Here is a 24,829-nt window from a genome sequence, read left to right as displayed (position 1 = left end):
TCACCGAGGCCGTCGCTGAAATCAATGGCCGTCAGTTCCACAGGCCGATCTTTTCCAGTTCCTGCTTGAAGTTGTCGCGGGTGATCAGCGTCACGTCGTCCATGGCGGTGTACTTCGCCGGTTCTTTGCCGGTGGTGACCCACTCGTACATCATGCTTGCGGTGTTGTAGCCCTCGATGTGCGGGCTCGGCAGCATCGAACCATAAAAGCCGCTGTCGGGCTTCTTCAGCTCGCCGATGGCGTCGGTACCGTTGATGCCGATGCCGATCACGCTGGCCGCAGTGAACCCGGCGCTCTCGGTGGCGCGCACACCGCCGAGCACGGTGTTGTCGTTCATGCCGCCGATGATCAGGTTCTTCGCTGCACTCGGCAGTTTCACCAACGCCGAGTTGGTGGCGTCCATGCTGCCCGGCACGTCGAGGGTCTTGAGGGCCGAGAACAGGATGTGGTCCTTCGGCATGCCGGCGTCTTCCAGGGCTTTGACCGAACCGTCAGTGCGCTTCTTGCCGGTGTCGAGTTCGTTGTAGGTGTTGATCACCGCGTACGTGTCTTTCCAGTCCCAGCCGCGTTTCTTCGCCTCGGTGGCCATGGCATGGCCTTGCTTCTGGCCGACTTCGAACGCGGCCATGCCGAGGTACGGCACGTCTTCCATGAATTTGCCGCTGGCATCGACGAAACGGTCATCGACAGCGATCACCTTCAACCCGTTGAGCCTGGCCTTGGCCATGATTGCCGGGCCGAGGGACACGTCCGGCGGACAGATCACGAAGCCTTTGGCGCCATTGGCCGCGAGGCTGTCGATGGCCGACAGGGTTTTCTCACCGTCCGGCACGGCGATCTTGATCAGGGTGAAGCCCTTCTCTTTCCCGGCCTTTTCGGCAAACGCCCACTCTGTCTGGAACCAGGGCTCTTCCGCCTGCTTGACCAGGAAACCGATTTTCACTTCCTCGGCCGCCAGCAGCGTGCTGCTCAGACTGACCGCCGATACCGCCAACGCGGCACAGCACAGGGAACGGATAGCATGACGACGATTCATAAGCTGACTCCTTGTTATTTTTCTTGAGCGTTCTTTGAAAGCGTTCTGTAAAGCCAAGGCGGTAAACCGTACCGCCAATAGTCATATCGTATGATGATTGTATTTCAGGCGTACCAAGACGCCTGAAAGCCCGGTCACTCAGTCGTGATACATCACCGAACGCCCACCATCGATGGTGATGCACGAGGCATTGATGAACGGTGCTTCATCACTAGCCAAGAACACCGCGGTCATCGCCACTTCAATCGGCTGGCCGATGCGTTTGGGTGGATGCAGGTCAAACGCACGTTGGCGCTCAGCGTGAGGGTCGGCGAAACCGTTCCAGTAATCGATATTGATCTGGGTTTCGATATAGCCCGGTGCGATGGCGTTGACGCGGATGCCCCTGGACGCATATTCGATACCCAGCGCGCGGGTCAGGCCGAGCAAGCCGTGCTTGGCCACCGGGTAGGGAAAGCAGCCCGGAATGATGTGGGAGGAATGGGTCGAGGCAATATTGATGATGCTGCCGATGCCCTGCTCGATCATCTGCGGCAGCACCGCCTTGCAGCCATACCACGCGCCATCGAGGTCAATGGCAAAGCAGCGACGCCAGTCTTCCTCGGTCATTTCCAGCGGATCACGGAACACGTTGACCCCGGCGCAGTTGACCAGTACATCGATCCGGCCGTATCGCTCGACCGCCAGCCTGGCCATCGCCTGCAGATCCTGCGGCTGTGAAACGTCAGCCTTGATCGCCACCACGTCGGCGCCCTGTCCGCGCCAGTGCGCCGCGACCTTCTCGACCTTCTCGGCCTGAATGTCGCTGATGATCAGCCTGGCCTGCTGGGACGCAAAGGTCGCCACAATGGCCTCGCCAATGCCCTGGGCGGCACCGGTCAGCAGCACGACTTTGTCTTTGAGGCGCTCACCCTTGGGGGGTTCGGGCACCGGGGGCAATGACAGCGGTTCAGCCATGGTTCAAGACTCCTGTTCGAAAACACGACGAAAACCGGACATCAGTCGATGGCCGGTCAAAAGGCGTTGTGGAAGAAAACAGGTAAGCGCGAAAACGTTTCAGCTTGAAAACGCTTTGCGGCACCGTCTGCGCAAGGGAGCACGGGGGAGTTTCGCTGCATCACTTCACCTGTTTTGTTTTTTTGAGTGTGAGTGCATGTAACTGGTGAGGCCGACTATAAACCTGGCCCGCGATAAATCTCAATATATATATTTACATCCCATATTGTGGGACTTAAGCCGCAAAACGCGTGCAACGCTTCCCGGGCACATCCACTGGAATCGACAGCACCGCCCCATCCAGCGGATGGCCCAGCGGACTCGCCGCGCTGGTGATGTACAGGGTTTTCAGGTCCGCACCACCGAACACGCAACTGGTGGGACGACTGATCGGCAGTTCGATGGTCCGGTCGACTTTGCCGTCAGGGCTCAACCTGAGCAGACAGTGGCCATCCCAACGGGCATTCCAGATAAAACCTTCGGCATCCATCGCCGAGCCGTCCGGGCCGCCGCGCCCGTGCGGGCCAAACCAGACCTGCGGCGCATCGAGGGCGCCGTCGCTGCGGATAAAGTGTCGATACAAGGTGCCATCGAGACTGTCGCCGAAATAAACGCTGGTGCCGTCATCGCTCCACAACAGCGTATTGGGAATGCCCAGGTTGCGCAGTAACGGCACAACCCATCCGGTACGATCGATGCGAAACAGTCCACCCGATCGGCGCACGATGGGCAGGTCTTCACCCTGTTCTCCGATATTGTTTTGCATGGTACCGAGCCAGAGCTGGCCCTGAGCGTCGCAGCGGGCTTCGTTGGGGCGGTTGCCCGGTTGCGGATCGGCCACGCAGAACAATGTCAGGCGCGGCGCCAGGCCCGGTGAATCAAGATCGAGCCGATACACGCCACTGCTCAATGTCACCAGCGCGTCGCCGCTTTCACAGGGGATAAAGGCGGACACATGTTCCGGCATCTGCCAGATCTGCACGTTGGCGCCGATCAACCGCAACGCCTGTTTACCCGCGATATCCACCCAATACAGGGCCTGGGTCGGCGCATCCCAGAACGGACCTTCGCCCAGTTTCGCCCGATGCCCGGTAACCGCCGTCAACGTCATGAAACCTCCTGCAGGGTTCTTGTTTTTATGATGTAGGAGCCAGCTTGCTGGCGATGGTGTGTCAGTCGGTCTCGTGGTAGCTGATACACCATCGCGAGCAAGCTCGCTCCTACAGGGGTTCGAGTTCTCAGCTGGCCTTTTTGTCGGCCATGACTTGCGGGTAGTAACGCTTGATCGCCAGGGCGGCGTTATCGATCAGTGTCATGCAGGCCCAGACACCCCGAGCGGTATCACGGGCCGCGATAGCCTCGGCCAGGTCCCGGTGAATCGGCAAGGTGCGACGCAGTTCATCCGGATCGGCAGCGGACACTTCAAAGGCCACCGCCAGCAACGCGCCGAGGGCGGGAACCATTTGTTCGATGAATTGATTGTGGCTGGCGGCGAGGATGCACTCGTGGAAGAGCTGGTCGGCACGGTTGTAATCGATGCCGCTGTCCACCGCCCGTTCCAGTGCGTTGCAGGCCAACAGGATCGCGTCCACCTGTTCGCCGGTCGCGCGCTCGCAAGCCCAGCGCACGGCCATCGGTTCGATGGTGCGACGCAGATCGAGCAGATCGTCGACGAAGTTTTCCGGCAAGCCGCTGCGCGACAGCCAGCCGACGACTTGTGGATCGAAGAGGTTCCAGCGCCGCACCGGCAACACCCGCGTGCCGACTTTCGGGCCGACCTCGAGCATACCTTTGGCAACCAGGGTTTTGATCGCTTCGCGGATGACCGTGCGGCTCACGCCAAGTTGCTCGCCGAGGTCGGCTTCGACCTTGAGTGACTCACCCGGCCTGACCTGCCCCGTGGCCAGCCAGCATCCCAGCCAGTCGACCGTCGTAGCATGAAAGCTGTTGGACATGGGCACCTCGAAGCCGTATGCGATGGAGGCCCACGCTAATCATCATACGATTGGGTGTCAATTTGATTTTTTGAAGAAATCAGAAATCTAATGTGGGAGCGGGCTTGCTCGCGAAGACGGAGTCACATCTAACAAAGATGTCGGCTGACCCAGCGCTTTCGCGAGCAAGCCCGCTCCCACAGGGTTTTGCGTCAGGGTTCGAGACCGATGGGGAAGAACTCGCCGCCACTCCAGACACCGAGCCAACGCTGGCCGTCGATTTCTCGGCTCACTGCCAGCTCTACCAGTTGGTAGAACACATTGCGGTGAATCAACGCCTCCAGATTACTGCGCACATGGACGTAAGGGGCTGGCTCCTGCGTGTCGGGATCGATCACTACGCGCAAGGAATGCTCCGCACCGGCCTCGGTGGTTTCATCGACATTGGTGGTAAAGCGCAACACCTGCGCCTCGCCCTCGCCTTCCACGTCCACCGCAATCGCCACGAACGGCGCATCGTCGACTTTGATGCCGACCTTTTCCACCGGGGTAATCAGGAAATAATCATCGCCGTCGCGGCGAATGATGGTGGAGAACAACTTGACCATCGGCTTGCGCCCGATCGGCGTGCCCAGGTAATACCAGGTGCCGTCCCGGGCGATGCGCATGTCGATGTCGCCGCAGAAATCGGGGTTCCACAGGTGCACCGGCGGCAAGCCTTTGGTCTTGGGGATCTGCCCCAGCAAGTCGTTGGCTTTTTGCGGGCCACTCATGGCGTTCTCCTTGAAATTACTGGTCGCTGAGCCCCAACAGGCCGCGCGCATATTGCTCCAGCGGCGGACCCATCAGGTCTTCGGGTTTTTTATCGTGGAACGTCAGTAAACCGCCACGACTCTTGATGGTCGCAGTATCAATCAAATACTGGGTGCTGGTCTCGATCAACATGATCTGAATCATACCGCTGTCGATGCCGAGGCGATCCAGGGCTTCCTGATCCAGCCATTCGTCCGAGTTGCCGATACGGTCGTCCGACTTGGCGAATCGGGTGTAGAGCAGATAGTGCGCACCGGCGGCACGGGCTTCGCCCATGGCCTGGTCGAGGCCTTCCGGCGTGCGGGCACGGCGGACCATCGGGAAGTATTCGACGAAGCCATCGAACGCGACTTCGGCAATCACGTTGGGCCGCGGGTAAATGGCGCTGCCCGGCGGCATGAAAGCGCCCTGGGCGATGTAGACGAACGAATCCGGTTGAATGCGCAGGTTGTTTACGCGTCGGCTGTCGCTGTGATCGAGCAACCCCGCATCGCTCATATGGTAACGAGTGCCTTCGGCCATATCGCTGACGTTCATGCAGCCACCAAGCGCCAAAACGGCCAGCAGCAAAACCAGGCTACGCATCCTATCCTCCAGAGGCCGGTGTCGGAAAACCGGCGAATGGCCGTAGGATGCAGCTTTTGCGCCAGCTCATGGGCATTGTTGGCTTATCCATAGCCATCGCGAGCAAGCTCGCTCCCACAAGGGTTTATGCAAAACCTTGTGGGAGCGTGGCTTGCCCGCGATGAGGCCGGATCAGCCGCCGATGATCTTCATGACAGTCGCGCCGCCAGAGAACGCCACTTCCTGCTTGTCCCCCAAGGCTTTCACCAGGAGTCTCTGCAACGCCGGCAGCGCCTGGTGGCGCGGTTTGTCCAGCAGGTCGCCGACGTAATGGCGATTGCTCGACGACAGGCAGCCATGCAGCCACCCGGTGGAAGACAAGCGCAGTCGCGAGCAGGTCCGGCAGAACGGCACACTTTCGTTGGCGATCACGCCGAAGTAACCCTGGCCGGGAATTTCATAACGAACCGCCGTTGCATCGACCGGAGCATCGGCCTGCAGATATTCATAGCGCTCGCCGATCAGGCTCAGCAATTGCTGGAGACTGACGAACTGTTGCAAAAAGGCATTGGAATCGTTGGCCAGGTGGCCCATGCGCATCAGCTCGATGAAGCGCAGTTCATAACCGCGCTCCAGGCAGTAGTCGAGCAGCGGCATCACTTGATCAAGGTTCTGTCCGCGCAGCGGCACCATGTTGACCTTGATCTTCATGCCGGCCGCACTGGCCTCGTCCATGCCGTTTAGCACGGTGGCCAGGTCGCCGCCCCGGGCAATGCCGCGGAACGCACTGGCGTCGAGGGTATCGAGGGAAACGTTGAGGCGCCGAATCCCGGCGTTCACCAACAGCGGCAGTTTCTTGGCCAGTAACTGGCCATTGGTGGTCAGGCTGATGTCTTCCAGGCCCATCTGCCCGACCGCTGTCATGAAGGCTTCGAGCTTGGGGCTGACCAGCGGCTCGCCGCCAGTAATGCGCAGACGCTCGATCCCTGCCGCCTCAATCAGATAAGCCACACCGCGTGCCATCGCTTCGGCCGACAATTCATCCTGCGCAGCCACCAGCCGCTTGCCGTTGGGCACGCAGTAGGTACAGGCGTAATTGCAGGCAGAGGTCAGACTGATTCGCAAGTTGCGAAAACGCCTGCCTTGACGGTCAACGATCATGGTCACTCCGGCGGAAGAATATCGGGCCGCTAAAACTTGACTCAGAAATCAAGTTTTAGCAAGTCCTCTACCTGAGTATATTCCTGCAGTACTGCGCCAAGTAGCGAAATCATGGCGCAATAAGGCAACTGAATGGCTCAGCTGCCGGAAGTGTCGGTGTCGCGCTTGCGTTTGTTGCCCATGCGCACGCCGATGTCCATCAGAAACTGGAAGAAACCTTCCTGATCTTCCAGCACATTGCTCCAGAACGGCGAGTGATACAGCGCGACGGCGCCGTGCACCAGCGCCCAGGACGCGCAGTAGTGGAAGTAAGGTGGCACGTCTTCCAGCTTGCCTTCACTGATCCGGCCCTTGATCAGCAGGGTCAGGCGTTCGAAGTTCGAGGCACGGATCTTGTGCAGCTCCTCGATCATCTCCGGCACCTGGTTGCCCTTGACCACTTTCTCTTCGAGGCGGTCGAACAGGCGATAGCGCTGTGGATCGCGCATGCGGAATTCGAAGTAGGCCCGGGATAGGGCTTCCTTGTCCTTGTCGACATCGGCCGAATGCAGCAGTGCGTTCAAATCGCGCTCGTAATCGAGCATCAGGCGCAGATAGATTTCCGCCTTGGATTTGAAGTGCTTGTAGATCGTGCCTTTGCCGATACCGACGGCATCAGCAATCATCTCGACGGTGACACTGTCTTCACCTTGTTCGAGGAACAGCTTTAGCGCGGTATCGAGAATTTCCTGCTCGCGGCGACGAAACTCACGGACCTTACGAGGTTCTTTATGCATAAGAAAAGGTCTGTCGGGGTCAAAATTCGAAGCCGCGTATTATGCCTAACTTACGCAAAAATGCACGGATCATCCGACCATATCTGCGCTTTCCGGTCATTCCGCGCACGATTACCGGTTGATGAGAACTCTTCCGAAGCGCACGTATTCCAAATTTGTTTAAAAACCCGGGCCGACAAACTGGACGAGGCGCAATCCTGATCAATACTTGAACTGTCGGCGGGGCATCTCCCCCAAGTGTCACGCCGATATTGGTACCAACGGACCGCGTGCCATTGTTTTACTCCTAATGGTCTTAACCCGGATTCACCCCCCAGAACCCGGGTTTTTTTTGCCTGCGATTTAACCTTTTACGTGCGCCAGCGGGAACAGCCGCTTGAAATTGGCCGTGGTCTGCTCGGCAAACCGCTCGTAGGGTTCACCACGCAACATTGCCAGAAATTCCGCTACTTCACGCACGTACTGCGGCAGATTTGGCTTGCCGCGATGGGGAATCGGCGCCAGGTAGGGCGAGTCGGTTTCCACCAGCAACCGGTCGGCCGGCACCTTGCTGGCCACGTCGCGCAACGCATCGGCATTGCGAAAAGTGACAATCCCGGACAAGGAAATGTAATAGCCCATGTCCAGCGCGGCCTTCGCCATTTCCCAGTCTTCGGTAAAGCAGTGCAATACGCCCGCCTGGGGCAGTGCCGCTTCGCGCAGCAAGTCCAGGGTATCGGTGCGAGCCCCGCGGGTGTGGATGATCACCGGTTTGCCGGTCTGCTGCGCCGCTTGCAGGTGCAGGCGAAAGGATTCCTGCTGCAACTGCGCCGCTTCCGGCTCGTAGTGGTAATCGAGGCCGGTTTCGCCGATGGCGACCACACGCGGGTGATTGAGCTCCTGCAACAGCCAGTCCAGCGCCGGCGCGGCACCGGGCTGTACATCCAGAGGGTGCACGCCCACCGAGCAGTCGACGTCGTCATAACGCTCGGCCAGGGCTTTGACGTCGGCCGCGTTGTCCGCGCTGACACCGATACACAGAAAGTGCCCGACCCCGCGCTGTCGGGCGGCATCCAGGGCAGCATCCAGGGAGCCGTCGTGGGCGGCCAGGTCGAGGCGATCGAGGTGACAATGGGAATCTACGAGCATAAAGGGCTGCAACTTACATCGAATGGGTGGGACGGTCGGGTGTACTGATGAATTCTAGGCGCAGACAGTCATCTTTGGGCAGGCAGCGACGCCCATTGCACCAGTAAGGCCTCCAGCAGCAAGGCCGGATTGAGGTTGGCCTTGCTCAAGACTTTCTGTCGCTGGGCGAGAATCCAGTCCTGGATATCGAGGACTTTGCCCTGGGCGGTTTTCTGCGCCAGGTATTGCACGACCTTGCGCATGTCGGCCAGGCCGAGGCCGGCTTCGTCCTGGGTCAATTGATAGCGCAGGATCAGGCTCGACCAGTCGCAGAACCAATCGAACAGGCGCAACATCGGAATGTTTTTCCATTCTTCGGCCAGTTGCGTCGGCGACTGCTGTTGCTTGAGGAGTTTCTTCACCCCTTCCACGACTTGCATACGCTGCTCACGCACACCCTGGGCCTGGAGATTGACCGCCGCCAGTGGCGAACCTGCGGCCAGCGTCAGCAACTCGACGCGCTCCTCTTCGGAACATTCCGGCAACGCCTGGGCCAGCCACTTCAAGCTCATGGCCTCGCCCGGCAGCGGACAGGCCTGCTGCACGCAGCGACTCTTGATGGTGGGCAGCAAACGGCTCGGCTGATGGCTGACCAGCAACAAAACCGTATCGCCGGACGGCTCTTCGAGGCTCTTGAGCAAGGCGTTGGCGGCGTTGATGTTCATCGACTCGACCGGCTCGATCAGCACCACTTTGCGCCCGCCCAACTGCGCGGTCTGCACCACGAAACCGACCAGATCACGAACCTGATCGACCTTGATCGCCTTGTCGGCTTCCTCCGGTTCAAGGATGTAGTTATCCGGGTGGCTGCCAGCCTTGAGCAACAGGCAGGATTTGCATTCGCCGCAGGCCTCCAGCGCCGTCGGGCGCTGGCACAGCAAGCTGGCCATCAGGCGTTCGGCCAGTGCCCGCTTGCCGATCCCGGCCGGGCCATGCAGCAGGTAGGCGTGCGCATGCTGCGCGCGACCCGCCAGGTGCTGCCAGAGGTTTTCCTGCCACGGATAGGCCTCAGCCACGGTTCAACTCCAGCAGGCGCGGCAACAAGGCATCCAGCGATTGCTGAACCTGTGCCAACGGTTGGGCCGCATCGACCAGCACATAACGCGCCGGATCCGCCTTGGCCCGCGTGAGGAACGCATGACGTACGGCATCGAAAAAGGTCCGGCCTTCGAGTTCGAAGCGATCCAGGCGGCCGCGTGCGCTGGCGCGGGCCAGGCCGACCTCGACAGGCAGATCGAAAATCAGTGTCAGGTCAGGGCGCAGATCGCCTTGAACGAAGGTTTCCAGAGCCGCGATGCGCTCAAGCGACAAACCACGGCCGCCGCCCTGGTAGGCGTAAGTCGAATCGGTAAAACGATCACACAAGACCACGGCACCGCGGGCCAGCGCGGGGCGAATCACTTCAGCCAGGTGCTGGGCACGCGCCGCGAACACCAACAGCAACTCGGTATCCGGGTTCATGACTTCGTCGACCGGAGTCAACAGCACTTCACGGATGCGCTCGGCCAACGGCGTGCCCCCCGGCTCGCGGGTCAACACCACTTCGATGCCGGCGGCGCGCAAGCGCTCGGCCAGGTATTCGCGATTGGTGCTCTTGCCGGCGCCTTCCGGGCCTTCCAGAGTAATAAACAAGCCAGTCACAGGCAGTCCTTAATCAGAGTCATTGCGGGCTTTTCGGTGCGCTTGCATCGGGGTCCGGTGTTTCAGGAGCTGGCGCAGGATCTTGCGCCGGCACTTGCGGCAGCGCCTCGGGTGCCGTGTTCGGTGAAGCGGCCGGGATCGGTGCCAGCTCCTGCGAAGCCTTGGCCTCCTGCGTACCGTTTTGCTCAGTCTGGGTCGGCGCTGTCTCTGGCGTGGCAGTGGGCGCCGGGCTGGAGCGGTAATCGGCGCGACGCTTGAGCTGGAACTCCTTCACGGCATTGTTGTGGGCATCCAGGTCGTCGGAGAACACGTGAGTGCCATCACCGCGCGCCACGAAGTAGAGGCTGTTGCCCTCCACCGGATTGAGCGCCGCATGAATGGCTTCGCGACCGACCATGGAAATCGGCGTCGGTGGCAGGCCCGCATTCATGTAGGTGTTATAAGGCGTCGATTCCTTGAGGTGAGCCCGGGTCAGCTTGCCGCTGTAGCGGTCGCCGAGGCCATAGATCACCGTCGGGTCGGTCTGCAGCAACATGCCCATCGCCATCCGCCGCACAAACACGCCGGCAATCTGCCCGCGCTCCTGTGGTACGCCGGTTTCCTTTTCGACCAGCGAGGCCATGATCAGCGCTTGATAGGGTTCGGTGTACGGCGCATCCGCAGCGCGCTGCTCCCACTCCCTGGCGAGTACTTCGTCTAGGCGGTCGTAGGCGGTTTTCAGCAGCTCGATATCGGACATGCCGCGCACGTAACGATAGGTGTCAGGGAAGAAGCGCCCTTCCGGAAAAATCCCGGTGTGGCCGAGCTTGTCCATGACCTGGCTATCGCTCAAACCGGCGAGGCTATGATCGAGCTTCTCTTCCTTGGCCAGTGCTGCGCGCACCTGGCGGAAATTCCAGCCTTCGACTAGGGTCAGGCTGTACTGAACCATTTCCCCGCGTTTCCACAGGTCGATCAGGCCCTCGACGGTCATGCCCGGCTTCATGCGGTATTCACCGCTGTGCAGGGGTTGCTTGGCGAGATTGAAGCGCCAATACACGCGCAGCCAGAAGGCGTCCTTGATGACGCCATTGGCTTCGAGTCGGTAGAAGGTGCGGGTCGGCGTGGTGCCCTTGGGCACATCCAGCAATTGTTCCTGGGCAATGTTCAGCGGCTGTACCAGCGCCGAATGAATTTTCCAGGCTGAAGCACCCATCAGCAGCCCTGCCAGAACCACTCCGGTTTCCAGCAGCAGCAAGAGTTTACGTCTCACGTATCAAGCATCCAGTAGCACACGGGCAATGGTTTGGAGTTTACGGGTGAGCGGCCCAACCGGCCAGTGAAGAGCAGCATAGGCACGCACCGGCCAGATACCATACACGCTGTTGCAGACAAACACTTCGTCAGCCCATTGCAGCTGTTCAAGGGGGATGTCGGTGATTTGCGTGGGGATTCCCAGCGACTTGGCCTGGAACAATAGTTCGGCACGCATCACGCCGGCCACGCCGCAGCGCTTGAGATCAGCCGTGATGAGCACACCGTCACGCACCAGGAACAGATTGCTGAACACGCCCTCGATCACGCGCCCGGCCTGATCGAGCATCAAGCCTTCGGCATGCTCGGTGTCCTGCCATTCGGCACGGGCCAGGACTTGTTCAAGTCGATTGAGGTGCTTGAGGCCGGCCAGTAATGGCTGCGTGGACAATCGCGTGGTGCAGGGAAACAGACGAACACCCTGCTCGCCATGCGCGGCAGCATAGGCTGCAGGTGGATTGCCTTGCAGAATGCGTCGGGCCCGGGCCGAAGGATCGGGAGCGTAACCGCGCAGACCGTCGCCGCGGGTGAGAATGAGCTTGAGCACCCCGTCACCCAATGCGGCGGCGTAGGCCAGCAGTTCGCTGCGGATCAATTCCTGATCGGCAGCAAGCGCCAGACGCGAACAACCATGCGCCAGACGCGACAGATGCCGCTCCAGCAACACGGGCTGCCCGTTGCGCACGGCGATGGTCTCGAACAGACCATCGCCATAAGCCAGGCCGCGATCCTTCAGCGACAGAGCGTCAGCCGGCTGACCGTCGACCCAGCTGTCCATCAGCCTGCGAACCGGCGGAACACCAGCGAGCCATTGGTGCCACCAAAACCGAAGGAGTTGGACACGACCACATCGATATCCATGTTGCGCGCGGTGTGCGGCACGAAATCGAGGTCGCAGCCTTCATCCGGCTCATCGAGGTTGATGGTCGGCGGCGCTACCTGGCTGTTGATCGCCAGCACGCTGAAGATCGCCTCGACCGCGCCCGCCGCACCCAGCAGGTGACCGGTCATGGACTTGGTGGAACTGACGGCCAGCTTGTAGGCATGCTCGCCGAACACCGACTTGATCGCATTGACTTCAGCGAGATCGCCTGCGGGAGTCGACGTGCCGTGGGCGTTGATGTACTGCACTTGATCGCCATTGATCTTCGCATCGCGCAGCGCATTGGTGATGCAGCGGGCAGCACCCGCGCCATCGGCTGGCGGTGAGGTCATGTGGTAGGCATCGCCACTGGTACCGAAGCCGATCAGCTCGGCGTAGATGGTCGCACCACGGGCCTTGGCGTGTTCCAGCTCTTCCAGAACCAGTGCACCGGCACCATTGGACAGCACGAAGCCGTCACGGCCCTTGTCCCATGGACGGCTGGCGCGGGTCGGCTCGTCGTTGCGGGTAGACAGCGCGCGCGAGGCACCGAAGCCGCCCATGCCCAGGCCGCAGGCTGCCATCTCGGCGCCGCCGGCAATCATCACGTCGGCTTCGTCGTACATGATGTTGCGGGCTGCCATGCCAATGCAATGGGTACCAGTGGTACAGGCCGTGGCGATGGCGTAGTTAGGTCCCTGTGCCCCCAGATGGATCGACAGGAAACCGGAAATCATATTGATGATCGAGCCTGGCACGAAGAACGGGGAAATCCGCCGTGGGCCGGTCTCGTGCAGGGTGCGGCTGGTTTCTTCGATATTGGTCAGACCGCCAATACCCGAGCCCATGGCCACGCCGATACGCTCACGGTTGGCGTCGGTGACTTCCAGACCGGAATTGCGTACCGCCTGAAAACCTGCGGCCAGACCGTACTGAATGAACAGGTCGAGCTTGCGGGCTTCCTTGACCGACAGGTATTCCTCGACATTGAAGTCCTTTACCGAGCCGCCAAAACGGGTGGAATAGGCAGAAAGGTCGGTGTGTTCGATCAGACCAATGCCACTGCGGCCAGCCAGAATGCCCTGCCAGCTGCTCGGCACATCCGTGCCCAGTGGCGACAACATACCCATACCGGTGACTACGACGCGTCTACGCGACACAGCACTCTCCTTTTTTCAAATGACGACTTTGCATCAGGCCTAAAGAAAAAACCGCACGCCATGATGGCAGTGCGGTTTTTCCATGACAGCGAGCAACGATTACAAACTATTACGCCTGGTGGCTAGTAACGTAGTCGATTGCAGCTTGTACAGTAGTGATCTTCTCGGCTTCTTCGTCAGGGATTTCGGTCTCGAATTCCTCTTCCAGAGCCATCACCAGCTCAACGGTGTCAAGGGAGTCGGCACCCAGGTCTTCAACGAAGGAAGCAGTGTTGACCACTTCTTCTTCTTTAACGCCCAGTTGCTCAGCAACGATTTTCTTGACGCGCTCTTCGATGGTGCTCATACCTTGTTTTCACTCCTAATGGACAAATTCAGGCAGCTGGCCAGTGGGTAAGTGTATAGAAAGGCTTTTCAGCTTTTCAACTGAAAGCTTCACTCCTCGAACCCGGTGACCCTCTGCCTATAAATAGATTGCAGCTTTATAACGGATTTTAGACAGCTCGTATGACATTTTTTTGAAGCAATCCGTCACATTTGAATTACATGTACATCCCGCCGTTCACCGGGATTGTAGCTCCGGTAACGTAAGCCGCACCGTCCGACGCAAGAAAAGCGACCACGGACGCGATCTCTTGAGCTTGCCCCAGACGACCCAGCGGAATCTGCGTCTGCAAGGCTTCACGCTGCGCCTCGGGCAGTTCACGGGTCATATCGGTATCGATGAACCCTGGGGCCACCGAGTTTACCGTAATCGCACGCGAACCGACTTCACGCGCCAATGCACGGCTGAAACCTTCCAGACCGGCCTTGGCGGCAGCGTAGTTTACTTGGCCTGCGTTGCCCATGGCACCCACAACCGAACCAATACTGATAATTCGGCCCCAACGGGCTTTGGTCATGCCACGCAAAACGCCCTTGGACAGGCGGAACAGACTGTTCAGGTTGGTATCGACAACGTCGTGCCACTCGTCGTCTTTCATGCGCATCATCAGGTTATCGCGGGTGATACCGGCATTGTTGACCAGGATCGCCGGCGCACCGAACTGCTCCTGGATGCTCGCCAGGACCGCCGCCACCGACTCGTCACTGGTGACATTGAGTTCCAGGCCGGTGCCTTGAATACCGTTTTCCTTCAGGGTCGCGGCAATACGCTCGGCACCCGACGCGGAAGTCGCGGTACCGACAACGATGGCGCCCTGACGACCCAGTTCCAGGGCGATAGCCTGGCCGATGCCACGGCTTGCACCGGTGACCAGTGCAACTTTACCTTGCAGACTCATGCAAGCTTCTCCTGATTCAGGCCAACGCTGCACGGGCGGCAGCGAAAGCGTCTGGGGTATTGAGGTTGGATGTCGATACGCCTTCGGCGCAACGCTTGTTCAGACCGGCCAGCACTTTACCCGGGCCGCACTCGACCAGATTGGTCGCGCCCCTGGCAGCCAGCGCCTGTACGGATTCGACCCAGCGTACGGGCTTGTACAGCTGTTCGAGCAGATCACGCTTGAGGGTTTCCAGATCGGCCGGCACTTCGGCGCTGACGTTCTGGACCACAGGAATCTGTGGCGCCTGCCAGTTGATCGCGGCGATCGATTCGGCGAAACGCTCGGCAGCCGGACGCATCAGCTCGCAGTGGGACGGCACGCTGACCGGTAGCGGCATGGCGCGCTTGGCACCACGCGCCTTGCAGCCTTCGATGGCGCGCTCGACCGCAGCCTTGGCACCGGCGATGACCACCTGGCCAGGGGAGTTGAAGTTCACCGCACTGACCACTTCGCCTTGCGCCGCTTCGGCACAGGCGGCCAGTACGTCGGCATCATCCAGACCGAGGATGGCGGCCATGCCGCCCTGCCCGGCCGGGACGGCCTCCTGCATCAGCTGGCCACGACGCTCGACGAGTTTCACCGCGTCGCCCAGGCTCAGGCTGCCCGCTGCCACCAGCGCGCTGTATTCACCCAGGCTGTGCCCGGCGACGTAGGCCGGACGTGCACCACCTTCGGCCAGCCACAGACGCCACAGGGCGATCGAGGCGGTCAGAATGGCCGGTTGGGTTTTATCGGTTTGATTGAGTTGCTCTTCCGGCCCTTGCTGGGTCAGTGCCCACAGGTCGTAACCCAGTGCATCGGAAGCTTCTTTGAATGTTTCAAGGACAACCGGATGTTGTGCGCCCAGCTCGGCCAGCATGCCGAGGGACTGCGAACCCTGTCCCGGGAAGACGAATGCGAGGGAAGCAGACATGTAACAAGCCCCTAATGATCTTGTCGTCGGAGAATTGGCGCCCCGCTTTGGGGACGCAAGAAACTGACAGTTGGATGGCCCATCGAACCAAGCGGTCACATTTAAGCATTGTCCGACGAAAACGCCTAAAGCAACAAATCCTCCAGACGACCGTGCAGGCGCTCGGGAAGATTCTCCTGAATCTCGATCATGGCGCGCGAAATGGCGCTTTGGAAACCCTGGACCCCTGCAGAACCGTGGCTCTTCACCACAATCCCCTGCAAGCCGAGAAAGCTCGCGCCGTTATGCCGGGCAGGCGCCAGGTCGGCCTGCAGACGCTTCATCAACGGCAGCGCCAGTGCACCGACCGCACGTGAGGCCAGGCTCTTCTTGAACAGCGCCTCGATGCGCCCGGCAATCATGGTCGCCAGGCCTTCGCTGGATTTGAGCAGGATGTTGCCGACAAAACCGTCACACACCACCACATCCGCTTCGCCACGGTACAAACCGTCGCCCTCGATAAAGCCGATGTAATTGATGCCCCGGGCGCCTTGCAACAAAGTCGCCGCCAGCTTGACCTGCTGATTGCCCTTGATGTCTTCGGTGCCGATATTCAGCAACGCCACCCGTGGGCGGCTGATGCCCAGCGTCTCCGCCGCCACCGAGCCCATGACCGCAAACTGCAACAGATGCTCGGCACTGCAATCGACGTTGGCACCCAGGTCGAGCAATTGGCAGTAACCCTTTTGTGTCGGGATCGCCGCCACCATGGCCGGACGGTCAATGCCCGGCAGGGTCTTGAGCACGAAGCGCGACAACGCCATCAGCGCCCCGGTATTGCCGGCACTGACACAGGCCTGGACTTTACCATCGCGCAGCAACTCAAGGGCCACGCGCATCGATGAGTCGGGCTTGCCTCGCAAGGCTTGGGCGGGTTTTTCGTCCATGCCGATGACTTCGCTCGCCGGAGCAATCGACAGGCGCGCGCGATCCACAGCCGAATGGCCAGCGATCAATTCTTCAAGTAGGGAGGGTTGACCGACGAGGGTCAGGTGCAGCGAGGGTGTAGCGGACAGGCAAGCAAGGCTGGCCTGGACAATGCTGCGGGGACCGAAGTCCCCGCCCATTGCGTCAATCGCGATGACTTGAGCGGACAAGTGATTACTCGTCAGCGCCCTTGTCGATCACTTTACGGCCACGGTATACGCCTTCTGGCGATACGTGGTGACGCAGGTGAACTTCACCGGTGGTTTTTTCTACAGACAGGGTGCTAGCCTCGAGAGCGTCGTGCGAACGGCGCATGTCACGGGCAGAGCGGGATTTTTTGTTCTGCTGAACAGCCATAATTGATTAACTCCTAAACGTTTGGGTCACGCTTTAACTGCGCCAATACACTGAACGGGTTGGACCGCGTTACCTCGTCCTCGCTCGGTTCGGGCTCATCTGCTCCCGCCGGCTGCTGGCATTCTTCCGGATGATGAGCAGGCACAATGGGCAAGGCGAGCAGAAGCTCCTCCTCGATCAGTGACTGCAGATCCAATGGATCTTCGCCCAGTTCCAGCACGTCATAACCTTTCGGCAACGACTGGGTATTCGCACCCTCCTTCACCACAGCGTAACTGCATTCGCTATGGATCGGCAGGGTGACCAGCTCAAGACAACGCTGGCAAACCATTTTGACTTCAGTGTCGATAAAGCTGTGGATGACCACAGATTTACGTTCATCTCGTTCAAAAACGAATTTAGCCTGCACCGTACCGACATTGTCGGAAAGCGGGTCGCAGAGTCTCTCCAAATCGGCCAGCAGCATTTCACCTTGAAGGGTGGTGCCACGATCAGCCAATTTGCGCGGGTCAACGTGAGGTGGAATCGGGTCATTCAACATAGGCGCAGCATTATAGGGATGCACCCGCCCATGTCAAAGGAAATTCAGCCCTGTCCGTCACTTGGAAGCCTCGCTAGAATTCGCATCTGCCTTATGGAGATGCGCATGCTGCCTTTATTACTCGCTTCCGGCTCGGTCTATCGCCGGGAATTGCTGGCCCGCCTGCAACTGCCATTCACCTGCAGTTCGCCGGATATCGACGAAAGCCATCGCCCGGGCGAATCCGCCGTCGCGCTGGTCAAGCGCCTTGCCGAAGAGAAGGCACGCGCCCTGGCCGCCAGCCATACCGCTCATCTGATAATCGGCTCCGACCAGGTTGCCGTGCTGGGAGAGCGGATAATCGGCAAGCCCCACACCTTCGAAAAAGCCCGCGAACAACTGCTGGCCGCCAGCGGCACCAGCGTGACATTCCTGACCGGCCTGGCCTTGCTCAACAGCAGTACAGGGCACTGCCAGGTCGATTGCGTGCCGTTTACCGTACACATGCGCACACTCGACGCGACCCGCATCGAGCGCTACCTGCACGCCGAGCAGCCCTACGACTGCGCAGGCAGTTTCAAGGCCGAAGGCCTGGGGGTCAGCCTGTTTCGCAGCACCGAGGGGCCTGACGCCACCAGCCTGATCGGTCTGCCGCTGATTCGTTTGATCGACATGTTGCTGGTCGAAGGCGTGCAAACACCCTAAAGCAAAAGATCGCAGCCTTCGGCAGCTCCTACAGGCGATCTGTGTAGGAGCTGCCGCAGGCTGCGATCTTTTGATCTTTAAAACAGCTTAACGCAACGACGGACCGTTAAACCCCATCCACATCGCCAAATGCTCAGCCACGCTGGCACCGAGCTTCTTCGAGAAGCGATCGAATGGCGACTCCTGAACGGTAAAGTCCACCAACTCTTTCTCGCCGATCACATCCCGCGCAACCGAACTGGCATTGCCCAGCCCATCGATCAACCCCAGCGGCAGCGCCTGCTCGCCGGACCAGACCAGGCCGGAGAACAGCTCCGGATGCTCCTTGTCCTTCAAGCGATCGCCGCGCCCTTGCTTGACGCTGTTGATGAACTGCTTGTGGGTCGTATCGAGCACACCCTGCCAGAAAGCGGTTTCTTCCGGCTTTTGCGGCTGGAACGGATCAAGGAACGACTTGTGTTCGCCCGAGGTGTAGGTGCGACGCTCGACACCCAGCTTCTCCATGGTGCCGACAAAGCCGTATCCGGCCGCCGTCACACCGATGGAGCCGACCAGGCTCGCCTTGTCGGCGTAGATCTGATCCGCCGCGCTGGCGATGTAGTAAGCACCGGAAGCCCCCAGGTCGGAAATGACCGCATAGAGCTTGATGTCCGGATGCAGACCGCGCAGGCGACGAATCTCGTCATAGACATAACCCGACTGCACCGGACTGCCGCCCGGGCTGTTGATGCGCAGGATGACACCCCTGACCTTCTTGTCCTCGAAAGCCGCGCGCAGGCTGCCAACGATATTGTCTGCGCTGGCCGGTTCCTTGTCGGCAATCATGCCTGTCACATCGATCAACGCCGTGTAATTGGCACTGAGGGTAGCGGCCTTTTCCATATCCATCAGCGGCGAAAACAGTGCAATAACGCCGAAAAGATACACAAACGTCAGCAACTTGAAGAAAATCCCCCAGCGACGGGACCGCCGCTGCTCCTGCACACTGGCCAGCAGCGTCTTCTCCAGCAGCTTCCAGCTTTTGTCGTCACCGCTCTCTGCGCTCGCCTTGGCGGGCGCCTTCCATTCGTCGGTCATGCCGTCCACCCCAAAAACAACTGGTTAAGCCTGCTGACTCAGCCAGGCGTGCAATTCTGAAAAACGGTCGATGGCCAGTCGCGGCTCATACAACTTCAGCGCATCGATCGATTGAGCGCCATAGCTTACGGCCACTGACCCCATGCCGGCGTTGCGTGCCATCTGCAAATCAAAGGACGAATCACCGACCATCAATGCCTGCTCCGGGCGAACCTCGCAATGCGCGAGAATCTGCTCGAGCATCAGCGGATGGGGCTTGCTGGCGGTCTCGTCGGCGGCACGGGTGATGTCGAAGTAATCCTCCCAGCCATGGGCTTTCAACACCCGATCCAGCCCGCGACGGGCCTTGCCGGTCGCCACAGCCAGATGATAACCCTCGGCACGAAATGCCTCGAGCGACTCGACCACACCCTCGAACAACGGCGAAGGCTCGGCCTCCGACGCAATGTAATGCTCGGCGTAGTGCTCGCGAAACGCTATCAACTCGGCGTCATCGATCTCGGGGTACAGGGTGCGGATCGCTTCCGGCAAGCCCAAGCCGATGATGCCCTTGACGGCAAAATCGTCGCGCTGTTCAAAACCGGAGCGCCGGGAGGCAACATGCATCGCCTCGACAATCCGGCCAATGGAGTCGGCCAGCGTGCCGTCCCAATCGAAGATCAGCAGCTTGTAATCAGATGGGCGCACTCAATCGCTCCACAGTCTTGGCCCACATCTCGTCGACCGGCGCCTGCAACTTCAGCTCGCCGCCATCAGGCAACGGCACGGTCAGCATGTAGGCATGCAGGAACAGGCGCTTGCCGCCCAGATCGCGGATTTCCTTGCTGAAACCTTCTTCGCCGTACTTGGTGTCGCCAGCGATGCAATGCCCGGCGTGCAAGGTATGCACGCGGATCTGGTGAGTCCGGCCGGTAATCGGCTTGGCTTCGATCAGGGTGGCAAAGTCGCCGAAGCGGCGCAGGACCTTGAACACGGTCACGGACTCCTTGCCCTCCTCCTCGTCGACCTCGACCATGCGCTCGCCGGAGCGCAGATTGCTCTTGCCCAGCGACGCACGGACCTGCTTGATCGAACTCGCCCAGTTGCCGCGGACCAGCGCCATGTAGCGCTTGTCGACGCCATCACCACGCAACGCGGTGTGCAAGTGGCGCAACATGCTGCGCTTCTTGGCGATCATCAACAGGCCGGACGTGTCACGGTCGAGACGGTGAACCAGCTCGAGCTCCTTGCAATCGGGGCGCAACTGACGAAAGGCTTCGATCACCCCGAACGTCAGGCCGCTACCGCCGTGAACCGCAATGCCGGCGGGCTTGTTGATCACGATCAGGGCCTTGTCTTCGAAGACAATCGAGGCTTCGAGCCGCTGCAGCAGGCCTTGTGCCAGTGGCACCGGCTCGTCGCGCTCAGGCACGCGAACCGGCGGCACGCGCACGATATCGCCCGCCTGCAGCTTGTACTCGGGCTTGATCCGACCTTTGTTCACGCGCACTTCGCCCTTGCGCAAAATGCGGTAAATCAAGGTCTTGGGCACGCCTTTGAGCCGGGCGAGAAGGAAATTATCAATACGTTGGCCGGCATATTCCGGCGAGACCTCAAGCAGTTGTACGCCTGGAGTCGGGGGGGTAGTCGTCGTCATGCCGCAGATGATAACAATTTTTATGGAATTGAAGCACTTAATCATTGCTGCTATAGTCGCGAACGCCGCCAAAAGCGGCCTGGACAGCGGACCAACGGTCAAAAACCGGCCCTGACCAACGCAATTCACCAGGACGCGAGGCCGTCCTACGGGGCTTTCGCTACGTAACGGTGGAGTTTGCAGGTGTAACGAGCGCAGGTGACATGAGGCCTGAATCACGCCACAAAGCAGAGTTTTCCACTCGTTTTGCGAGCCATATTCACGGCCAGTTCACAAAGTGCAGTCAGCTGCGAATGACCTCGAGCGAAGGCATCGGAAACAACGCCTAAATTAGCCATGATGCGTGACCTCCCCTTTCGGAGCTCACGGTAAATGCCAACCCGCTGCGGATTCTGCGCGCGGCAGCACCCGAATTATCAGGGATACGTGTAGGGTGGAGATGCACAACCGCCGGACTGTGTAGCAACAGGCTTTCTCCAGACGCTTCATCTCGTCCACAGCCGCTGGTTGATTCCTCCTCCTGACTGAGTGCTTAAGTAGCCACAGCAAGCAGGACGCGTACGTCGCGATGAAGGCCCACATTGGCCGGACTTCGCTGGACACGGGAAATGGCCAACCACTCCCGACGCACCTGACACCGACCGTGAGAAGTCGTGTGTGCCGAACGCCGTTTCCGGCAGCCCGGAAACCGACGGTACTACATGAAAAGAATGCTGATTAACGCAACTCAACCCGAAGAGTTGCGTGTTGCACTGGTAGATGGCCAGCGCCTCTACGACCTGGACATCGAATCCGGTGCACGCGAGCAGAAGAAGGCCAACATCTATAAAGGCCGGATTACTCGCATCGAACCAAGCCTCGAGGCTGCCTTTGTCGATTTCGGCTCTGAGCGCCACGGCTTCCTGCCCCTCAAAGAAATCTCCCGCGAATACTTCAAGAAAGCCCCGGAAGGTCGCGTCAACATCAAGGACGTCCTGAGCGAAGGCCAGGAAGTCATCGTTCAGGTCGAAAAAGAAGAACGTGGCAACAAGGGCGCCGCCCTGACCACCTTCATCAGCCTGGCCGGTCGTTACCTGGTGCTGATGCCGAACAACCCGCGTGCCGGCGGTATCTCCCGTCGCATCGAAGGCGAAGAGCGCAACGAACTGCGTGAAGCCCTGAACGGCCTGGTTGCCCCGGCCGACATGGGCCTGATCGTGCGCACTGCCGGCCTGGGCCGCAGCAGCGAAGAAATGCAGTGGGACCTCGATTACCTGCTGCAACTGTGGACCGCTATCAAAGAAGCCTCGCTGGATCGCGCCGCGCCATTCCTGATCTACCAGGAAAGCAACGTGATCATCCGCGCGATCCGCGACTACCTGCGCCAGGACATCGGCGAAGTGCTGATCGACAGCGTTGAAGCCCAGGACGAAGCCCTGACCTTCATCCGCCAGGTGATGCCGCAGTACGCCAGCAAGATCAAGCTCTACGAAGACAGCGTTCCGCTGTTCAACCGTTTCCAGATCGAAAGCCAGATCGAAACCGCTTTCCAGCGCGTCGTCGAACTGCCTTCCGGCGGCTCCATCGTGATCGATCCGACCGAAGCCCTGGTGTCCATCGACATCAACTCGGCGCGCGCCACCAAAGGCAGCGACATCGAAGAAACCGCGCTGCAGACCAACCTTGAAGCGGCCGAAGAAATCGCCCGTCAGTTGCGCCTGCGCGACATCGGCGGCTTGATCGTCATCGACTTCATCGACATGACCCCTGCCAAGAACCAGCGCGCCGTGGAAGAGAAAGTCCGCGAATGCCTGGAAGCCGACCGCGCTCGTGTGCAAGTCGGTCGCATCTCGCGCTTCGGCCTGCTGGAAATGTCCCGTCAGCGCCTGCGTCCATCCCTGGGCGAAAGCAGCGGCATCGTCTGCCCGCGTTGCAACGGCACCGGCATCATCCGTGACGTTGAATCGCTGTCCCTGGCCATCCTGCGCCTGATCGAAGAAGAAGCCCTGAAAGACCGCACCGCCGAAGTTCGTGCACAAGTGCCGATCCCGGTGGCTGCATTCCTGCTCAACGAAAAACGCAACTCGATCACCAAGATCGAACTGCGCACCCGCGCCCGCATCGTCATCCTGCCGAACGATCACCTCGAGACGCCGCACTTCGAAGTACAACGCCTGCGTGATGACAGCCCGGAAGCGGCGACCAACCAGTCCAGCTACGAAATCGCCGCTGCCGCTGCCGAAGTCGAAGAAGTCCAGCCAGCCGCTGCGACCCGCACCCTGGTTCGCCAGGAAGCCGCGGTCAAGACCGCTCCGGCCCGCGCCAACGCTCCGGTTCCGACCGAAGTTGCCGCTCCGACCCCGACCCCGGCTCCGGCCGTCGTGCCTGAGCCAAGCCTGTTCAAAGGCCTGGTGAAGTCGCTGGTGAGCCTGTTCGCCACCAAGGAAGAGCCTGTCGCGCCGGTTGTGGTTGAAAAGCCAGCCGCCGAGCGTCCGGCCCGCAACGAAGAGCGTCGCAACGGTCGCCAGCAGAGCCGCAACCGTAACGGTCGCCGCGATGAAGAGCGCAAGCCTCGCGAAGAACGTGCACCGCGTGAAGAGCGCGCTCCGCGTGAAGAGCGTCAGCCACGCGAAGTGCGTGAGCCTCGCGAATCCCGTGAAGAAACCCCGGCAGTAGCTCGCGAAGAACGCGCACCACGCGCGCCTCGTGAAGAACGTGCGCCGCGCGCTCCGCGTGAAGATCGCAAGCCACGTGGCGAGCGTGAAGAACGCGTGCGTGAACTGCGCGAGCCTCTGGATGCCGCTCCGGCTGCTCCGGCCGCCGCTGCTACCGCAGAAGAGCGTCCAGCTCGCCAGCCACGCGAAGAGCGTGCTCCACGCCCACCGCGTGAAGAGCGTCAGCCTCGTGCCGAACAAGCTGCCGCCGCCGCAGCCGAAGAAGAACTGACCACCAACGAAGAGCAACTGCAGGAAGAAGGTCAGGAAAACGCCGAAGGCGATCGTCCACGCCGCCGTTCCCGTGGCCAGCGTCGTCGCAGCAACCGTCGCGAGCGTCAGCGTGACGCCAACGGCAACGTGATCGAAGGTTCGGAAGAGTCCGAGTCCGGCGAAAACGCTGAAGCGCCAAGCACTGCCGATCTGGCCGCCGGCCTGGCTGTCACCGCAGCCGTTGCCAGCAGCGTGATCAGTGCTCCAGCCGAAGCTGAAGCCAATGTGCAAGCCGAACGCGCCACTGCCGCGACCCTGGAAGCAGCTCCGGTTGAAGCGCCAGTCGTTGAAGCGACCACGCCGGTCGAAGTCACCGCCTCGCCGGAAATCGAAGTGGCGCCAGAAGCTCAGCCAGCCATTGAAGTGGTTGCCGAGCAGGCTCCAGTGGTTGAAGCACCTGCCGTAGCTGCAGAAGCGGTCGTCGAGACCGTGACTGAAACCGTTCGCGAAGTGCGTGAAGAGCAAACGGCATTCAACTGGGTGGCCGAGCCAGCCGTCGCTGAAACACCAGCGCCTGCTGCCGAGACCCAAGTGGCCGAAGCCATGGTTTCCGAGCCGGTGGTTGCCGCCGCGGAACCGGCTCCGGCGCCGGTGGTTGAAGCGCCTGTCGTTGAAGCTCCGGTAATTGCCGAAGCGCCTGCGCCAGTCGTCGAGGCCGCTCCTGTCAGCGCCCTGACGCCAAGTGGCCGTGCGCCTAACGACCCGCGTGAAGTGCGTCGTCGCAAGCGCGAAGCCGAGCGTCTGCAGAAGGAAGCTGAACTGGCTGCCGCTGCAGCTCCGGTTGAAGCGGTTGAAGAAGCGCCTGCCCCGGCCGCCGAAGTGGTTGCCGAGCCGGCTGAGTCGGTGATCCACGAAGCGCCGCGGTCCGTTCAGGAAGCGGTAGAGCAACACGAGCAAGCCCTGGAAAAAGAGCACGAGACCAAACCTCTCGCCTGATTCCATCGGCCACTAAAAAGCCCCG

Annotated in this window: 25 protein-coding genes; 2 read left to right on the top strand and 23 right to left on the bottom strand. The window is 60.4% G+C overall.

The window, feature by feature from the left end; all coding sequences use genetic code 11:
• Nucleotides 1–31: 31 nt before the first annotated feature.
• The 20 genes from KW841_RS21065 to KW841_RS20970 all read right to left on the bottom strand — a co-directional run bounded on the left by KW841_RS21065 (nucleotide 32) and on the right by KW841_RS20970 (nucleotide 17,505).
• A complete protein-coding gene (locus KW841_RS21065; RefSeq protein ID WP_218479616.1) occupies nucleotides 32–1,036 on the bottom strand; it encodes a substrate-binding domain-containing protein in 1,005 nt (334 codons plus the stop codon).
• 138 nt (nucleotides 1,037–1,174) lie between these two features.
• The gene (locus KW841_RS21060) at nucleotides 1,175–1,993 is read right to left on the bottom strand and encodes an SDR family oxidoreductase (protein WP_218479615.1); all 819 of its coding nucleotides are present in this window, start codon (nucleotides 1,991–1,993) and stop codon (nucleotides 1,175–1,177) included.
• A gap of 274 nt (nucleotides 1,994–2,267) precedes the next feature.
• Nucleotides 2,268–3,143 (bottom strand): SMP-30/gluconolactonase/LRE family protein, encoded by an 876-nt coding sequence (locus tag KW841_RS21055; protein WP_218479614.1) that lies wholly within the window; start codon nucleotides 3,141–3,143, stop codon nucleotides 2,268–2,270.
• 127 nt (nucleotides 3,144–3,270) lie between these two features.
• A complete protein-coding gene (locus KW841_RS21050) occupies nucleotides 3,271–3,987 on the bottom strand; it encodes a FadR/GntR family transcriptional regulator (protein ID WP_095966307.1) in 717 nt (238 codons plus the stop codon).
• A 191-nt stretch (nucleotides 3,988–4,178) separates the two neighbouring features.
• On the bottom strand, nucleotides 4,179–4,739 hold the full coding sequence (locus KW841_RS21045) for a DUF1285 domain-containing protein (RefSeq protein ID WP_218479613.1): 561 nt from the start codon (nucleotides 4,737–4,739) through the stop codon (nucleotides 4,179–4,181).
• A 16-nt stretch (nucleotides 4,740–4,755) separates the two neighbouring features.
• Complete coding sequence (locus KW841_RS21040; RefSeq protein ID WP_102700891.1) at nucleotides 4,756–5,364, bottom strand: DUF4823 domain-containing protein; 609 nt, start codon at nucleotides 5,362–5,364, stop codon at nucleotides 4,756–4,758.
• A 171-nt stretch (nucleotides 5,365–5,535) separates the two neighbouring features.
• Nucleotides 5,536–6,504: a GTP 3',8-cyclase MoaA gene (locus KW841_RS21035; protein WP_218479612.1), complete on the bottom strand. Its 969-nt coding sequence runs from the start codon at nucleotides 6,502–6,504 to the stop codon at nucleotides 5,536–5,538.
• A 137-nt stretch (nucleotides 6,505–6,641) separates the two neighbouring features.
• The gene (locus tag KW841_RS21030) at nucleotides 6,642–7,280 is read right to left on the bottom strand and encodes a TetR/AcrR family transcriptional regulator (protein WP_007977040.1); all 639 of its coding nucleotides are present in this window, start codon (nucleotides 7,278–7,280) and stop codon (nucleotides 6,642–6,644) included.
• Between the two features lie 342 nt (nucleotides 7,281–7,622).
• Complete coding sequence (locus tag KW841_RS21025) at nucleotides 7,623–8,408, bottom strand: TatD family hydrolase (protein ID WP_007977042.1); 786 nt, start codon at nucleotides 8,406–8,408, stop codon at nucleotides 7,623–7,625.
• A 68-nt stretch (nucleotides 8,409–8,476) separates the two neighbouring features.
• Entirely contained in the window at nucleotides 8,477–9,463 is a 987-nt protein-coding gene (locus tag KW841_RS21020) for a DNA polymerase III subunit delta' (RefSeq protein WP_007977044.1), read from the bottom strand.
• Entirely contained in the window at nucleotides 9,456–10,088 is a 633-nt protein-coding gene (tmk, locus tag KW841_RS21015) for a dTMP kinase (RefSeq protein WP_218479611.1), read from the bottom strand. The genes KW841_RS21020 and tmk overlap by 8 nt, the downstream gene beginning before the upstream one ends.
• Nucleotides 10,089–10,107: 19 nt before the next feature.
• The gene (gene mltG, locus KW841_RS21010) at nucleotides 10,108–11,340 is read right to left on the bottom strand and encodes an endolytic transglycosylase MltG (RefSeq protein WP_218479610.1); all 1,233 of its coding nucleotides are present in this window, start codon (nucleotides 11,338–11,340) and stop codon (nucleotides 10,108–10,110) included.
• A gap of 3 nt (nucleotides 11,341–11,343) precedes the next feature.
• Nucleotides 11,344–12,159 (bottom strand): aminodeoxychorismate lyase, encoded by an 816-nt coding sequence (gene pabC / locus KW841_RS21005; protein ID WP_218479609.1) that lies wholly within the window; start codon nucleotides 12,157–12,159, stop codon nucleotides 11,344–11,346.
• On the bottom strand, nucleotides 12,159–13,403 hold the full coding sequence (gene fabF / locus KW841_RS21000) for a beta-ketoacyl-ACP synthase II (protein WP_218479608.1): 1,245 nt from the start codon (nucleotides 13,401–13,403) through the stop codon (nucleotides 12,159–12,161). The genes pabC and fabF overlap by 1 nt, the downstream gene beginning before the upstream one ends.
• A 109-nt stretch (nucleotides 13,404–13,512) precedes the next feature.
• Entirely contained in the window at nucleotides 13,513–13,749 is a 237-nt protein-coding gene (gene acpP, locus KW841_RS20995) for an acyl carrier protein (protein WP_003175607.1), read from the bottom strand.
• A 196-nt stretch (nucleotides 13,750–13,945) separates the two neighbouring features.
• On the bottom strand, nucleotides 13,946–14,686 hold the full coding sequence (gene fabG / locus KW841_RS20990; protein ID WP_007977052.1) for a 3-oxoacyl-ACP reductase FabG: 741 nt from the start codon (nucleotides 14,684–14,686) through the stop codon (nucleotides 13,946–13,948).
• A gap of 16 nt (nucleotides 14,687–14,702) precedes the next feature.
• On the bottom strand, nucleotides 14,703–15,641 hold the full coding sequence (gene fabD, locus KW841_RS20985) for an ACP S-malonyltransferase (protein ID WP_007977053.1): 939 nt from the start codon (nucleotides 15,639–15,641) through the stop codon (nucleotides 14,703–14,705).
• A gap of 125 nt (nucleotides 15,642–15,766) precedes the next feature.
• Nucleotides 15,767–16,777 (bottom strand): phosphate acyltransferase PlsX, encoded by a 1,011-nt coding sequence (gene plsX / locus KW841_RS20980; protein WP_102700898.1) that lies wholly within the window; start codon nucleotides 16,775–16,777, stop codon nucleotides 15,767–15,769.
• Nucleotides 16,778–16,781: 4 nt separating this feature from the next.
• Nucleotides 16,782–16,964, bottom strand: coding sequence for a 50S ribosomal protein L32 (rpmF, locus tag KW841_RS20975; RefSeq protein WP_003179396.1), 183 nt, complete (start codon nucleotides 16,962–16,964; stop codon nucleotides 16,782–16,784).
• Between the two features lie 13 nt (nucleotides 16,965–16,977).
• A complete protein-coding gene (locus KW841_RS20970; protein WP_007942001.1) occupies nucleotides 16,978–17,505 on the bottom strand; it encodes a YceD family protein in 528 nt (175 codons plus the stop codon).
• A 105-nt stretch (nucleotides 17,506–17,610) separates the two neighbouring features.
• On the opposite strand from KW841_RS20970, the gene KW841_RS20965 reads away from it, so the two are divergent.
• Nucleotides 17,611–18,189: a nucleoside triphosphate pyrophosphatase gene (locus KW841_RS20965; RefSeq protein WP_218479607.1), complete on the top strand. Its 579-nt coding sequence runs from the start codon at nucleotides 17,611–17,613 to the stop codon at nucleotides 18,187–18,189.
• A gap of 87 nt (nucleotides 18,190–18,276) precedes the next feature.
• Here the strand turns inward: KW841_RS20965 and KW841_RS20960 are convergent, their stop codons facing one another.
• From KW841_RS20960 to rluC, 3 genes are read right to left on the bottom strand one after another with little or no spacing between them, the layout of a single operon-like run.
• A complete protein-coding gene (locus KW841_RS20960) occupies nucleotides 18,277–19,266 on the bottom strand; it encodes a S49 family peptidase (RefSeq protein WP_218479606.1) in 990 nt (329 codons plus the stop codon).
• A gap of 24 nt (nucleotides 19,267–19,290) precedes the next feature.
• A complete protein-coding gene (locus KW841_RS20955; protein ID WP_218479605.1) occupies nucleotides 19,291–19,953 on the bottom strand; it encodes an HAD-IA family hydrolase in 663 nt (220 codons plus the stop codon).
• Nucleotides 19,940–20,902 carry a 23S rRNA pseudouridine(955/2504/2580) synthase RluC gene (gene rluC, locus KW841_RS20950; RefSeq protein ID WP_095963753.1) on the bottom strand — a complete coding sequence of 321 codons (963 nt, stop codon included), beginning with the start codon at nucleotides 20,900–20,902 and terminating at the stop codon, nucleotides 19,940–19,942. Before rluC ends, KW841_RS20955 begins: the two co-directional genes overlap by 14 nt.
• 701 nt (nucleotides 20,903–21,603) lie before the next feature.
• Between rluC and rne the strand changes: the two genes are divergently transcribed.
• The gene (gene rne / locus KW841_RS20945) at nucleotides 21,604–24,804 is read left to right on the top strand and encodes a ribonuclease E (protein ID WP_218479604.1); all 3,201 of its coding nucleotides are present in this window, start codon (nucleotides 21,604–21,606) and stop codon (nucleotides 24,802–24,804) included.
• Nucleotides 24,805–24,829 lie beyond the last annotated feature (25 nt).

The sequence above is a fragment of the Pseudomonas sp. PDM28 genome (assembly GCF_019219115.1).
In the GTDB taxonomy this organism is placed as follows: Bacteria; Pseudomonadota; Gammaproteobacteria; order Pseudomonadales; family Pseudomonadaceae; genus Aquipseudomonas; species Aquipseudomonas laurylsulfatiphila.
Note: the sequence above shows the minus strand (reverse complement) of the source record. Positions and strands in the feature narration are given on the sequence as shown.